We start from the raw sequence: 14628 nt of genomic DNA, 5'->3' as shown, positions 1-14628 counted from the left end.
GCGGAGGTCGATCAATAATCGTAGTCATCAAACCTGATGACTGCCTGCGACTTCCATCGTATCGAGAATCGTAGATAGCCGTTGGTCTTCATTGTAATAGCGAGCCCGCTCCCAGAAGGCCGGACGGGCAATCCCGGTCGAGACATGACGGCCTATAATATTGCCGTTAATATCCTCCCCCATCATCTCAAAATTAATCAGATCCTGCGTGATGATGACGTCCCCTTCCATGCCCAGCACTTCGGTGACATGGGTGATACGGCGTGTACCGTCACGAAGACGTGTTGCCTGAATAATCACATCAATAGAACCGACAATGATTTCGCGCACGGTGCGCTGTGGCAGTGTATAGCCGCCCATAGCAATCATGGCTTCCATGCGGTTCAGACATTCACGCGGGCTGTTCGAGTGGATTGTTCCCATCGATCCGTCATGGCCGGTATTCATGGCCTGAAGCAAATCGAAAACTTCAGGGCCACGTACTTCACCGACGATAATACGTTCAGGGCGCATACGCAGGCAGTTTTTGACCAGATCACGCATGGTGATCTCGCCTTCACCTTCAAGGTTTGGCGGGCGGGTTTCAAGGCGTACAACATGGGGCTGCTGAAGCTGTAATTCCGCAGAATCTTCACAGGTAATAATGCGCTCGGTGGAATCAATATAGCGTGTGAGACAGTTGAGCAGCGTGGTTTTGCCCGAGCCGGTACCGCCGGAAATGATGATATTGCAGCGAACACGGCCGATAATTTGCAGCAGCTCCGCACCCATTTGCGAGATACTGCCAAAGCGAACCAGCTGATCGAGGGTCAGTTTGTCTTTTTTGAATTTACGGATGGTCAACGCAGTGCCGTCAATGGCAAGCGGTGAGGTGATGACGTTGACACGGGAGCCATCAGGCAGACGGGCATCGCAGATGGGGCTGGATTCATCAACACGGCGTCCGACCTGAGAAACAATGCGCTGACAGATGTTCAACAATTGCTGATTGTCACGAAAGCGAACATTGGTTTCCTGTACGCGGCCATTCACTTCAATATAGGTTTTGCGTGCGCTGTTGACCATGATATCGGCAATATCGTCGCGTGCAAGCAATGGTTCCAGCGGGCCGTACCCCAGAACATCGTTACAGATATCGTCAAGCAGTTCTTCCTGCTCGGCAATGGACATGACAAAGTTTTTGATCGAGATAATGTCATTGACGATTTCACGGATATCGTCACGTGCAGCTTCTGCATCCATACGCGATAATTGCGCCAGATCAATCGTATCAATCAGAGCTGCAAATATCTGCGATTTTGTGTCGTAATAGGCCTGAGATTTTTCACGCACAACCGGCGCAGCAGCAGTTTTCGTTGCCGCATTATCAGAGACCGATACCACAGGTGCAGCTTGCGGAGACGCATTGGATGCGCCTGCCTGACTGATGATCGGTGCAGCTGGTTTTATACCGGTGGTTTGGGAGGTTCCGCCTCTTTTTCCGAACATGGCTGTTTCTTAATCCTTGTCCGTCAAGCTGACTTTTTGCGCTTGAGTTTGCTGAGAAGACCCGCCAAAGGTTTCGCTTTTTTGGCCTGATCCGGCACATCATGCTTTCCAAGCAATTCACGGGCTATATCGGTAATTTTTTGCGATATTTTATGGTTTTGATCTGCCTCGCCGAGCATATGCGCATTATTGGCTGCAGTTCCGAACAGTTGCGGGTCATGCTCAATCACGGCAAGCGGCTTGATATTCAGCGGTGTGCAAAAATCCGTGGCGGATATTTCGGGACGTTTGGCCACACCGGTCTGATTGAGAATAAGATGGGCAGGTCTGTCATTCGGGCGCAGCAGGATCAGTGTGTCGAGTAGATTTTTAGTGTTGCGCAAACTAGCCAGATCCGGTGTGGCAACAATAATAACCTCATCAGCCCGCATCAGGGTGGTGCGGACCCAGCTGTTCCAGCTATGCGGCATATCGAGCACCAGTAATTGCGTAGTGCGCAGAGCTGCATCTATGATTGAAACAAAAGATTCAGATTCAAAATCATAGGTTTTTTCAAGCGTTGACGGTGCCGCCAGCAAGGACAGATGCTCAGAGCTTTCGGCCAGAAGACGGTCGAGATAAACCTCATCAACGCGCTCCGGTGCATAGACCGCATCGGCAATACCCAATGTCGGATCCTGATCAAAGTTAATATTAACAGTGCCGAAAGGCAGATCCATGTCAGCCAGAACAACTTCATGCTTGAACTGATTGGCAAGACTCCAGCTGATATTGTGCGCAAGCGTTGATGAGCCAACCCCACCTTTGGCACCAATGACGGCAATGCTTCTACCGGATGGTGCGGTTGACGGGTCTGTAAATAATGTGTCTAGAACGGAGATGACTTCGGGCAGGCTGGCCGGTGAAACCAGATAATCCGAAACGCCGTTACGGATCAGCTCACGATAAAGCCGGACCTCATTACTACGACCGATAATCAGAACACGCGTACCGCTGTCACAGACCTCGGCAAGTCGCATAATATCCTGAAGCAGCTGCTCTTGCCCCGCAGCGCTTTCAAATATGATAAGATGTGGTGTGGACGTGCTCTGATAAGCTTCCAGAGCACGATCAATACCACCGGAGCGAATCTGCCAGCGGGTGCGGGTTAAGCGTCTGTCCTGAGAGCAGGCCTGAAGCACAGACAAACCGGCCTCAGTTTCACAGAAAGCATCAATATTCAGGCGCGGAAGCGGGCGGATGTTGCGCATATCCGTGCTGGAATCCTGATGCATCTCTGTTGATGTGACACTGTTTTCCAAAATCGCGACCTTTGTTAAAACTGATGAATCCGGTTTACAGTAAATTTCAATGTAAACCGGATTGTTTTTTTACTTTTACTAACCACAGCACAATCAGGCATTAATAGTTAGCTATCTTGCTGCGCGATTCTTGCCACACTTCTGTTGGTGTCGGTGACATATTCTCGTAGCCTTCTTTTCCGCTGATAACACGGTCATTACGTGTTCCATTCAGTGGTGCTGTCGCGCGCGGGCCGAGGAAATCTGCAGGGTTCGCAACCTGTGCAGCCAGATTAGCCTGTGTCGCGCAGCCAAAATTGGCATAATGTTTGTTTTCTGCTGTGCTCAGCATGTCTTCCGGCCAGCGTCCGCAAGGTCCTGTACCTGCGGTCATGGCATAATAGCTGATGCGTACCGGTGCAGAAATTTGCGGATTATTGACCTGATAGCTCTGGGTGGCGATATTGCTGGCCAGAACGCCACCGCGTCTCAAAACTGTGGCGATATCCATGCTGATACGGTAGGCAGCAGTCTGATTGGCACTGCCTTCCGGCAGTAGGATGAAGACCATGCCGGAACCTTGGCGGCGGTAGCCGTCCACGGCATTCTGAACAATACTGCGTTGTGTTCCGCTCAGTTTTTTGTCATTCCGGCTCACCGGAATATCAGCGGTTCTTTCGCGCTCCTGAATGGTGATCGGATGATTGGTGCGGTAATCATCAGGTACGGCGCCAACCGTTACATGATGCGTATTTGCACATCCTGCCAAAGCCAGTGTGATGAACAGGCTGCTGCCGATTATGACGGAGCGGGTCTGCGGGAATGAAATCTTGCTCATAATTTGCCTGCCCTTCTTATTTGTAGATGAAGCCGACAACGCCGTTGTAGCGGCCGTTTGGCAGGTTGGTTTTAGCGCTTCCATAAACACGGTTGACTTTGCCAAGCACAAAGCCTGCCGCATCACTTGGTGGTGCCAGATTATCATCGGGGCGTGCCAGTTCTGTTCGTGCAGTCGGACGCACCAGATACGGGGTGACAATCACAACCAGCTCAGATTCGTTGCGCTGGAACTCTCTGCTGCGAAAGAGAGTGCCGAGCACAGGAATTTTTGACAGGCCGGGTGTGCCGTTAATGGATTGGCGGGTTTCATCACGGATCAGACCACCGATCATCATGGAGCCGCCGGAAGGCATCTCCACTGTTGTATCTGCAACGCGCTTGCGTAGAGAAATTATGTTCGGTGCGAATTCACCGCTGCTTTGTGTTGCTGAACCTTCATTGGTTGGTTCGGAGACAGAAGTACGGACTTTCAACGAAATGCGACCTGGTCCCAGCACTGTTGGCATGAATTCTAATCCAATACCGTACTCAATTTTGGCGAGGGTATTTTGGCGCTTGCCATCATCGTCAAAATTGACACTTTCGAGCACATTATATTCGCCACCAACCTGAAAAGCGGCTTTTTCACCCGAGATTGCAGTCAGTGTCGGTTCGGCAAGTGTTTTCATTGCGCCAGCCGTTTCCATTGCCTGCAAGTAGCCGCGGAAATTTTTAGTCTCAAGGCTCAGGTTTTTTGCTGCTCCGGCAACGGGTAAATTTCCTGCAAGACCGCTGAAAGTCACACCATTCATACTGGCGCTTCCCATCATATTTACACCGAGCTGTTTCATTACAGTACGGCTGACTTCAGCGACTGTTACTTTCAGTGTCACCTGATCTTCACCGGAAATGGTAATCAGATTGATGATTTTGCTGGAGCGGCGGCGCTCTTGCCCAAAACCACTTGAGATCGTGATATTATTGCCGGTACCGGAGGATGTGCTGGAATTGTCATCATATTGTCCGGTGGTTGCCTCACCACCTGAAACCAGCAATTCTGCAAGTTTGGCTGCCTGTGCGGCATCCTGTGGGGTGTCAACCGTGCCGGTGAGAACAATATTATCGTTGATCAGTTCGATCTTGATATTGGAGCCCGGAATATATTTCCGTAGAGAAGATGAAAGACTGCTGACATCACGTTCAATTTTCAAATCAAGACTGGCAATCTGCTCACCGTCTTTTCCAAAAACAATAATATTGGTTTGCCCGACAGATTTTCCGAATAGATAAATGCGGCGTGCAGTGCGGGTGACAGCGTCGGCAATACCCGGATTGGCAACCAGTATGTCATAGGCATCTTGCGGTAAATCAATGACGATTGATTGATTCAAACCCAGATTGACCGGTTGTGACCGGCCGGTGCTGGAAATCTGAACATCCTGCGCTAATGCCGTGGTTGAAAGCGCAACTGGTAACACTATTGCAACAGAGAGCAACAGGGCTTTAAATTGTACACTGCCGTAAGTTTGGGAAAGTGATGCAAGTGTCATTAGTTGATCCCGACTTCGGTAAGATTGCCAGACTTGATGATGGTGACCGGTCCGTTTTTCGACGGAGGAACAACGAGATAATCGGATGAGCTGACTGGCTCAGGTTCTGCATCGCGCACGGAACGTAGCGTGAGGCTGATACGGTCTGCCACAGATTGGGCGACAGTCATGATTTCAGCCTGTTCGCGCGTGACTTCCAGCGTAGCGGTGCGACCGATTATATCTTTCTTACCTTCATCGTCTTCTTTGATGGTCTGATCGATGGCCAGAACGCGGACATTTTCCAGAACAGTTTCCGTTAAAAACGGAACATTGGGATTGCCGTTGTTACGGTTTGCACGAATCAGAATGACATCAACACGGTCACCAGGCAGAATAAAACCGCCTGCGGAGCTTTCGGCTTCGATATTGGTTGCGATTGCCCGCATTCCCTTAGGCAGTATAGATGACAGGAACTGCTCACCTTCGCCGATCAGTTTAACCTTGCGGATCGGCTCTCCGGCGAGAACAGGAAGACGCAAGCTGGATTTTTGCATTGTGTCCAGTGCATCCGCTTGTGCATCACGGGTAATATAATCCGCATTGACGGAGCTTTCCGGCCAGGATTGCCATTGTAACTGGCCGGATAGGGACGAACCCACTGACATGTCGGATGTGGCTGTCAAAACATCTTTGACAGGCAGGGCAGGGACAGATGTGCTGACTTCGATCGCCGGCGGTGGCGCATCATTCATGGTCAATGCAATATAGCCTGCCGCACCGGCAGCAAGCACGGCAACAGCCAGAATGATCAGGCGCGAAGTGTTCATTTTCTAGTCCCCGCATTGAGCGTGTATTTTGGCACATACTCTAAATGCAGCAGGAATCGTATAATTATGGTTAACGAACTATTATTATTGGTTTATTGAAGCATATTACTTCAAAATTGAGCATGCGAAACGCCATTCTGGCTCGATACTCAGCCTGCAAGGACGAGGTTCGGATAAATCCACAGACCTGCAATTGCCAGCGCAATGCCATAGGGTATGCCTTTTGCCGGATCTGTCAGCCGGTAGAGAAAGGCGATATGCTCAATTTTGTTTCTGTTCACCAGTCTGCGTAACAGGAGAATGCATAATGTCAGAATGCCGCCGGTAATAGCGCTGATCAGTAAATATTGTACCAGAACCATCGAAAACCCGGTCCAGAGGGCGGTAGCGCTGATCAGTTTGGCATCACCGCCGCCCATAGCGTTGATTAAAAACAAACCAAAACAGATAATCAGTACGACGCTACCTGCGATAATATGCAAACCAATATCTTTTAAAGACAAACCGTAAAGCAGAGCCAGAATGATGAAGCTGGCCGCCAGAAACAAACAGGCAATATTACTTATCTTCATAAACAGCAGGTCAGAAATCGCAGCATAGATCATGGTGCCGCAAAAAATCAAAGCGATGAGGAGAGCGAGCATGAATGACCTTGATGCAACAAAAGCATGGTTTGAGTGTAATTCTGTTGTGATCCAGAATGTTTAGCTTTTTATCTATTAATTTTTCTTTCATCCCTCTTGCGCATAGTGCAGCCATGTACAAAACCTATTTCGTGGCTGACAAAAAATGATGGACCTGAAAAAACTCTTAGTTTTCGCTTTCCTGAGTGCAGGCATGTTGCCTTATCAGGTCAATGCTACGGAAGTTCAGGCAATACAAATCCAGACGGATCAGGCACATATTCTGCGTCTTGATAAAACGGCAAAATCCGTGATCATTGGTAATGACACGATTGTCGATGCCGTGATGCAAGACGGAAAAACCATTGTTCTGACCGGACGCAGTAATGGCGTGACCAATCTGGTCGTGATTGATCAGGACGGCGAAACTTTGCTCGATGAAAAAGTTATGGTCGGACAGAATGATGTGGCGACAACGCGAATTTTTCGCGGGGCAAATGTATTGGTCATGTCCTGTACACCGATTTGCGAGCCTAAAGTTGTAATGCCTAAATTATGATCATCTTTGTGGTAAAGCCAATTTTGTGCCCGATTTTCTATCAGTCTTTTGTAAAACCGAATGGCAATGATGAGAGACAGTTCTGAAACTTCCACCTCGCTGCAAAAAAGAAAAACATTTCGCGGCTTTGTGCGGAATGAAGAGGGGGTGACGGCGGTTGAGTTTGCGCTGGTTGCATTGCCGTTTTTCATTTTTGTTTTCTCTGTTATTGAACTTGGTGTGAGTTTTACCGCGCAACAAATTTTATCCAATGCAACAGAGGACTTGAGCCGAGAGTTCTATACAGGACGTAAAAAACAAGAAAATGCAAAGCCTGATGAAATAAGGGCCGCAATTTGTAATAAAATCCAGTTTATGGTTACAGCTGGTTGTCCAGGGCTGTATATTAATCTGGATAATTATGAAAATTTTGCAGAAGTTCCGGTCAAAAACCTTGTTACCTCAACGGGTCATTTAGGGGTGCCTTCCCGTATTAATCTTGGAGGGCCGTTAACGATCAATCAGATCAATGTTTTATATCGGTGGCCGGTCATTACCAATATTATGTATCTCATTGATCCGAAGATGAAACCTGAAGATAATATATTACCGCTTTTTTCAACCACGACCTGGCAAAATGAGCCTTTTTACTGATGGTTTGTAAACGCAAAATACCAAGCTGTTTGAGAGATTTTATTGCGAGGGCGTTTATCCCTTACGCAGTCTTGCGCTCGTGCATCTGTCGTCTTGTCAAAGATGAGCGCGGTGTTTCTGCGGTCGAGTTTGCACTGCTTTTACCGGTGATGGTGATTATTTACGCCGGTGTTGCGGATGTTTCCCGCGGTGTTGAGGTGAATCGGAAAGTGAACCGCGTTGCCAGCATGGTCGGGGATTTATTAAGTAAACAAATCAATGTCACGCCCAGCCAATTGGATGATATTTTTAATATTGGGGCTACTGTTATGGCTCCGTCAGGCCGTGCGCCGGAAATCAGAATTTCCTTTGTGAAAGTGGAGCAAAAAACGGTGACGAGCCCATTTGTTGTGAAGCTTGATTGGTCGCATAAGACACCTGGTTTTGATACCGACAAAGGTGCGGATCCGATCGATTTGCCAGAGAACCTCCGCAAAGAAGTGATAAATTATATCCGTATTGATACGCAGTATAAACATATTCCATTCACCTCATATATTGTTCCTTCATTATCTATGGCTGAAACCTATTTCGTTAGTCCGCGCTATACAGACGCAGTTTTATGCGCCACATGTGGCTCTTAGTCGTGCGTGTCCATTATTTTCTTGCTTGATGTTTGCGGTGGTTTTTATGATATGCCTTTTATGAAAGCACATCATCAAGCGGATTAAAGGCTATATTCTATGCGACGGGTTTTCCTCATTGTGCTCGATTCATTCGGCATCGGCGGTGCACCGGATGCCACGTTGTTTGCCGATCAGGGCTCAAATACGCTGGGTACAATCGCAAGCCTTTGTGCTGAAAAGCATACGCCCTTGACGATACCGAATATGATGGCGCTGGGATTGGCGCAGGCGGCACAGCTTGCTTGCGGAAGCTTCCCTGCCGGACAGGACGAAACCCGCCCGATCAAAGGTCTCTGGGGAGCGGCATGTGAAATCTCCAAGGGCAAGGACACGCCGTCCGGTCATTGGGAGATTGCCGGATTGCCGGTTCCTTTTGATTGGGGTTATTTTCCGAAAACCATTCCGACATTTCCGGACGATTTGATCGAAACTATCATCAATCAGGGAAAACTGAGCGGCATTTTGGGCAATTGCCATGCCTCCGGCACGGAAATTATTGCGCAGTTTGGTGAGGAACATATCCGCACGGGCAAACCGATATTTTATACATCTTCGGATTCTGTGCTGCAGGTGGCTGCGCATGAAGAGCATTTCGGATTGCAGCGCCTCTACGATCTTTGTGCCGCTTTGCGCGTGTTGATAGATCCGCTGAATATCGGGCGTGTGATTGCGCGCCCGTTTATCGGAGAAGCCCGTGCCAGTTTTGAACGCACCGGCAACCGACGTGATTTCGCTGTACCGCCGCCGCAACCCACCTTGCTGAATGTTGTGCAGTCATCCGGTCGTGATGTTTATGCTGTGGGCAAAATCAGCGATATTTTTGCCGGATCAGGCGTTACACATTTGCGCAAAGCGCATGGTAATGAGGCGCTGGTTGATGCCACGCTTGATGTGATGGATGAAGCCGGAGACGGTGATCTGATTTTTACCAATCTGGTTGATTTCGATATGCTCTACGGTCATCGACGCGATATTGCCGGCTATGCCGCCGCACTGGAGGCATTCGATAAGCGTTTGCCGGAACTGCTGGCAAAAATGCGTGAGGGGGATCTGCTGATTCTCACCGCCGATCATGGTTGTGACCCGGGCTGGCCTGGCAGTGATCACACTCGCGAATGTGTACCGGTGCTGATTGCGGGAGCGGGCAGCGGCTCCATTGGCCTGCGCAATAGTTTTGCAGATATCGGTCAATCCGTTGCCACCTATCTGGGGCTTGAAAACGCACTTGCCGGTGAGAATTTTCTGACCGCTCCTATTAATCCTGCGCAGTCAGCAAATGCCGGAGGCGCAGATGCCTGAATTGCCTGAGGTGGAGACGGTACGCCGCGGATTGCAGCCGGTTATGGAAGGGGCAACTGTTGAAAAGCTGGTTCTGAACCGCCCTGACTTACGCTTTCCTTTTCCAAAAGATTTGAATGAGCGTTTGCAGGGGCAGAAAATCATCTCTCTGGGACGACGTGCAAAATATCTGCTGATCGAATTTGAGGATGGTGCCAGCCTTATCAGTCATCTGGGCATGTCCGGTTCCTACAGGATTGAGCCGGATTTACGATTCGCATCAAAAGAGCGGACAGGGGAGGATTTTCATTTTCCGCGCTCCAAAAATCCTGCGCATGATCATGTCGTCTTTCATTTGCAATCTGCAAACCACGGCCAGCGTCAGGTCATCTATAATGACCCGCGCCGGTTCGGCTTTCTGTTGTTGTGCGGTGCGGGAGAGCTAGCGGATCACCCTTCACTCAAAGATCTGGGTATTGAACCGACGGGCAATAGCCTGTCAGGATCAGTGCTTGCCAGTCTGTTCAGAGATAAAAGAGTAAGCTTAAAAGCGGCGCTGCTCGATCAGCGGCTGATTGCCGGTCTTGGCAATATTTATGTCTGTGAAGCTTTGTGGCGCGCCGGTCTCTCACCGCTGCGTGCCGCCGGAGAGGTTGCTGAAAATCCGCAACTTGCAGAATCGCTCGCAACCTCTGTCCGCGAAGTGATTGCTGAGGCTATCGTCGCCGGAGGCTCCAGCCTGCGCGATCACCGGCAGGCCGATGGCACGCTTGGCTATTTCCAGCATTCCTTTGCGGTTTACGACCGTGAAGGCGAGCCCTGCCGGCGCTGTGGCGCAATTGTGCAGCGTATTGTGCAGAACGGGCGTTCAACATTCTTTTGCGCCGCCTGTAGCGCCTGACCCTTTTCCAGTTCATGAGCAATAAAACCATTCCGGGAGTATGATTGATGGCATATGAAACGATTCTGGCTGAAACACGTGGCAAAACCGGTCTCATCCGGCTGAACCGGCCGCAGGCGCTCAATGCGCTGAACACACAGCTGATCACAGAATTGACGGACGCTTTGCAGGCTTTTGATAAAGACGATGCAATTGGTGCGATCGTTCTGACAGGCTCTGATAAGGCTTTTGCGGCCGGTGCCGATATCAAGGAAATGCAGAACTTATCTTTTGCCGATGCCTATGGGCAGGATTTCCTCAGCGACTGGGAGGGAATCAATGCAATCCGTAAACCGGTAATTGCAGCAGTCAGCGGCTATACGCTTGGCGGCGGTTGTGAACTGGCAATGATGTGCGATTTTATCATTGCTTCAGAGACGGCCAAATTCGGTCAGCCGGAGATCACACTCGGAATCATTCCGGGCATGGGCGGTACGCAGCGGCTGGCACGCTTCGTCGGTAAAGCCAAGGCGATGGATATGGTGCTGACCGGCCGGATGATGGATGCTGCCGAGGCTGAGCGCTGTGGTCTGGTATCGCGCGTTGTGGCACCGGATGTGCTGCTGGATGAAGCTTTGAAAGCGGCGGAGCGGATTGCTGCTTTCTCACAGCTTTCCGTGATGATGGCGAAAGAATCGGTCAACCGCGCTTTTGAAACGACATTGCAGGAAGGGCTGAAATATGAGCGCCGCTCTTTCCATGCGCTTTTTGCAACAGAGGACCAGAAAGAGGGGATGGCGGCTTTCGTCGATAAGCGCAGTCCTTCATTTTCAAACCGCTGAGTCGGGCGCGCTTAAGGCTGCTCTGTCCGCTAAAGCGGGGCAGGGCAGAGGGAAAGGCTTCAAAGACCGTATTTTTGCGGGTTTCCAGCGCTTGCGGTGAGAGAATCCACATTGACGAGACGGACAAGCTGATCTATAAGCGCGCAACAGTGAGATAGCTTTCGGGCTGTCCTGATAGATTTTTGCCCGGTGGCCTGCCCCTTCGATATGATATCGATGCTGAAAAGCCCGCTGGAAAGCTGATAGAAAAAGAGAGGCATTTATGGCCAATACACCTTCGGCCAAGAAAGCGGTTCGTAAAATCGAAGCCCGCACCGAGGTCAACAAATCCCGTCGTTCACGCGTACGTACATTTATTCGTAAGTTTGAAGATGCAGTTGCGCTTGGTGACAAGGCTGCAGCTCAGGCCGCATTCAAGATTGCTGAGCCTGAACTGATGCGCGCTGTAACAAAGGGCGTTGTACATAAGAACACAGCTTCGCGTAAAGTATCGCGTCTTGCTGCACGTCTTAAAGGCATGACTGCTTAATTTTAGCAGTATGACTGATTTAAAAACCCGGTATTTATACCGGGTTTTTTTATACCTGTATTTCCGGTTGGTCGCGAGACATTTGAAACCGGAATTTTGAGTATTAATAAAAGGAATCTCTAAAGTAACTCAGAGATTCTCTGTTTTTATATTTTTATATTTGCAATAAATTTTACAGCGGCGACTCCTCTTTATGCACAGTTCTGTACTGAGTCTGGGGATTGCGCCGTAGCACTCTGAGTCAAGTGAATTATTATTATTTTTTTTCACTCCGGAGATTCCGGAAGGGTTAATAATTGCTCCGATAAAAAGATGTTGAATCCAAAGGTCTTATTAATTTCAGGCCCTGTATCAAAATAGTTATGCGTATTGAAAGACGGTTCAAATGATTAAAAAACTCTTAACGGCGGTCTTGCCCTAAGGCTAAAGATTTCGCTAAAGTTAGCCGATCAGTGCTCTGGACCATTGGCCAAAAAGCTGTCGGCGTCCGGTTATAATTTCATGGCGTGCAAAGTGATCTGACGCGGAATTTTCAATTCTGCGAAAGAGTATCTGTGTGTCTGCGAATGATTGGCACTGCGGGGGGAAATATCCTGAATGAGGATCTGACCTGCGGTTGCCGGTGATGGGAAGGGCCGTTCTGTAATGATGCAAGACAGCATCGTTTACCGGTCATTAACCTAAAAAAAGCTTTGCGAAGCTGCAGATGGAAACAGAGGTTGTTGAATGGTTCAATACGGGCAATCAGCATGGAACAGTCAGAACATGAGTCGCAGCTGAAAGAATGTGACCCACGACCATGACCAAGGATTATGATCTGCGAAACTGACGCGAACAGAATTTAAGACGATAAACAAATACGACGATAAACAAAAATGAGAGCGGACGCTGAGACCTGTCCTGGCCAAACCGCTGAGTAACAAGCATCAATCAAAAGATGCATCCGGTATGATCCTGAAGATTAGCCGACCTAAAAAACTGAACCCTATTGTGAGGCGAAAATGATTGCAAAGAATGAGGCTAAACTGGATGTGATGAACGCAACCGGTCAGTCGCTCCCGCCGATCAGCCAGACCCCGCATGTTCAGACGGTATCGGCACCGGACTTTATGAGTGAGAAAGAGACTATGACTTTAACAACCGCTTCTCCGGATGAGGCCTTTGAACGACTGCTGAGCAAGCTGAAAGCGCGCGTTGGCAGTGAGATATTCTCTTCGTGGTTTGGTCGTCTGAAGCTTGATGAAGTCTCTAAGAGTGTTGTGCGTTTTTCTGTGCCGACTGCATTTCTGCGTTCCTGGATCAACAATCATTACGCTGAAATGCTGACCATGCTGTGGCAGGAAGAAAATCCGCAGATCCTGAAGGTTGAGGTTGTTGTGCGCGGTATGACCCGTGCTGCACGCCCAATTGCCCCTGTTGCGGAAGCTATTCAGGAAATTGCGCAGATTGCAGCGCCGCAGCGTGAAAAGCCGGTTTTCCCGGTCGGCCAGAGCTTCTCTGCCGAGAAACGCACCAGTCAGGTTGAAGCCGCCGCTCAAGGCGCTGCTGCCGGTGGTGTGCTCGGTTCTCCGCTTGATCCGCGCTATACTTTTGACAGTTTTGTCGATGGTGCGTCCAACCGCGTGGCGCTTGCTGCAGCCCGTACCATTGCAGAGGCCGGTTCCAGCGCCGTACGCTTCAACCCGCTTTTCATTCACGCATCCGTCGGTCTTGGTAAAACCCATCTGCTGCAGGCGATTGCTGCCAATGCCTTGCAGCGCGCCGACAAGCCGCGCGTTGTTTATCTGACCGCTGAATATTTCATGTGGCGCTTTGCGACCGCAATCCGCGACAACAATGCGCTGTCCTTCAAAGAACAGCTGCGTGATATTGATCTGCTGATCATTGATGACATGCAGTTCCTGCAGGGTAAGTCGATCCAGCACGAGTTCTGCCATCTGATCAACACGCTGCTCGACAGCGCCAAACAGGTAGTTGTGGCCGCAGACCGCGCGCCTTCCGAACTGGAATCGCTGGATGTTCGTGTCCGCTCCCGTCTTCAGGGTGGTGTAGCGCTCGAAATGGCGGCGCCGGATTATGAAATGCGTGTAGAAATGCTCAAGCGCCGTCTGGCCTCCGCGCAGATAGAAGAGCGCAATATTGATATTGCTGACGATATTCTCGCCCATGTGGCCCGCACCGTTACCGGTAGCGGCCGCGAGCTGGAAGGCGCGTTCAATCAGCTGCTGTTCCGTCAGTCCTTTGAGCCGAACCTGTCGATCGATCGCGTTGATGAACTGCTCGGTCATCTGACCCGTGCGGGTGAGCCGAAGCGTATCCGTATTGAAGAAATTCAGCGCATTGTTGCCCGTCATTACAATGTGTCGAAGCAGGATCTTTTGTCCAACCGCCGCACACGCACCATTGTGAAGCCGCGTCAGGTGGCGATGTATCTGGCGAAAATGCTGACCCCGCGCTCCCTGCCGGAAATCGGACGTCGATTCGGTGGCCGTGATCACACCACAGTGCTGCATGCCGTGCGCAAGATTGAAGATCTGGTCGGTGCTGATCTTAAACTGGCACAGGAGCTTGAGCTTCTGAAACGCCTGATCAATGAGCAATCCGCATAATCTGCAACAGATATCACTGATTCTGTATCGCGGCTTTGGTCGCGATACAGACCCTTTTGCGAAA

The 14628-nt window shown here is 49.9% G+C and carries 13 protein-coding genes and 1 pseudogene; 8 read left to right on the top strand and 6 right to left on the bottom strand.

Annotation, left to right across the window (positions count from 1 at the left end; all coding sequences use genetic code 11):
- Nucleotides 1-27: 27 nt before the first annotated feature.
- From P8H26_RS05655 to P8H26_RS05630, 6 genes are all read right to left on the bottom strand, one after another.
- Complete coding sequence (locus tag P8H26_RS05655) at nucleotides 28-1488, bottom strand: CpaF family protein (RefSeq protein WP_289631911.1); 1461 nt, start codon at nucleotides 1486-1488, stop codon at nucleotides 28-30.
- 23 nt (nucleotides 1489-1511) lie between these two features.
- The gene (locus P8H26_RS05650) at nucleotides 1512-2789 is read right to left on the bottom strand and encodes an AAA family ATPase (protein ID WP_289631910.1); all 1278 of its coding nucleotides are present in this window, start codon (nucleotides 2787-2789) and stop codon (nucleotides 1512-1514) included.
- Nucleotides 2790-2889: 100 nt separating this feature from the next.
- Complete coding sequence (locus tag P8H26_RS05645) at nucleotides 2890-3606, bottom strand: CpaD family pilus assembly protein (protein ID WP_289631909.1); 717 nt, start codon at nucleotides 3604-3606, stop codon at nucleotides 2890-2892.
- Between the two features lie 16 nt (nucleotides 3607-3622).
- Nucleotides 3623-5137 (bottom strand): type II and III secretion system protein family protein, encoded by a 1515-nt coding sequence (locus tag P8H26_RS05640; RefSeq protein ID WP_289631908.1) that lies wholly within the window; start codon nucleotides 5135-5137, stop codon nucleotides 3623-3625.
- Nucleotides 5137-5946 (bottom strand): Flp pilus assembly protein CpaB, encoded by an 810-nt coding sequence (gene cpaB, locus P8H26_RS05635; protein WP_289631906.1) that lies wholly within the window; start codon nucleotides 5944-5946, stop codon nucleotides 5137-5139. The genes P8H26_RS05640 and cpaB overlap by 1 nt, the downstream gene beginning before the upstream one ends.
- 149 nt (nucleotides 5947-6095) lie before the next feature.
- Entirely contained in the window at nucleotides 6096-6590 is a 495-nt protein-coding gene (locus P8H26_RS05630; protein WP_289631905.1) for a prepilin peptidase, read from the bottom strand.
- 145 nt (nucleotides 6591-6735) lie between these two features.
- Between P8H26_RS05630 and P8H26_RS05625 the strand changes: the two genes are divergently transcribed.
- From P8H26_RS05625 to dnaA, 8 genes and pseudogenes are all read left to right on the top strand, one after another.
- Nucleotides 6736-7128 (top strand): pilus assembly protein N-terminal domain-containing protein, encoded by a 393-nt coding sequence (locus tag P8H26_RS05625; protein WP_289631904.1) that lies wholly within the window; start codon nucleotides 6736-6738, stop codon nucleotides 7126-7128.
- A 60-nt stretch (nucleotides 7129-7188) separates the two neighbouring features.
- Nucleotides 7189-7761, top strand: a complete 573-nt coding sequence (locus P8H26_RS05620) for a TadE/TadG family type IV pilus assembly protein (RefSeq protein ID WP_289631903.1) — start codon at nucleotides 7189-7191, stop codon at nucleotides 7759-7761.
- Nucleotides 7761-8384, top strand: coding sequence for a TadE/TadG family type IV pilus assembly protein (locus P8H26_RS05615; protein ID WP_289631902.1), 624 nt, complete (start codon nucleotides 7761-7763; stop codon nucleotides 8382-8384). The genes P8H26_RS05620 and P8H26_RS05615 overlap by 1 nt, the downstream gene beginning before the upstream one ends.
- Nucleotides 8385-8483: 99 nt before the next feature.
- Nucleotides 8484-9725, top strand: a complete 1242-nt coding sequence (locus P8H26_RS05610) for a phosphopentomutase (protein ID WP_289631901.1) — start codon at nucleotides 8484-8486, stop codon at nucleotides 9723-9725.
- A complete protein-coding gene (gene mutM / locus P8H26_RS05605) occupies nucleotides 9718-10605 on the top strand; it encodes a bifunctional DNA-formamidopyrimidine glycosylase/DNA-(apurinic or apyrimidinic site) lyase (protein ID WP_289631900.1) in 888 nt (295 codons plus the stop codon). The genes P8H26_RS05610 and mutM overlap by 8 nt, the downstream gene beginning before the upstream one ends.
- A gap of 47 nt (nucleotides 10606-10652) precedes the next feature.
- Nucleotides 10653-11426: an enoyl-CoA hydratase gene (locus P8H26_RS05600; RefSeq protein WP_289631899.1), complete on the top strand. Its 774-nt coding sequence runs from the start codon at nucleotides 10653-10655 to the stop codon at nucleotides 11424-11426.
- 262 nt (nucleotides 11427-11688) lie between these two features.
- Nucleotides 11689-11955, top strand: a complete 267-nt coding sequence (rpsT, locus tag P8H26_RS05595) for a 30S ribosomal protein S20 (protein ID WP_289631897.1) — start codon at nucleotides 11689-11691, stop codon at nucleotides 11953-11955.
- 1148 nt (nucleotides 11956-13103) lie between these two features.
- A pseudogene (dnaA, locus tag P8H26_RS05590) lies at nucleotides 13104-14564 on the top strand (chromosomal replication initiator protein DnaA); the annotation flags it as partial.
- Between the last annotated feature and the right edge of the window lie 64 nt (nucleotides 14565-14628).

The organism is Pseudochrobactrum sp. sp1633 (genome assembly GCF_030376605.1).
Classification (GTDB): Bacteria; Pseudomonadota; Alphaproteobacteria; order Rhizobiales; family Rhizobiaceae; genus Pseudochrobactrum.
The sequence above is the reverse complement of the archived record's forward strand: the minus strand, read 5'-3'. Positions and strand labels throughout refer to the sequence as shown.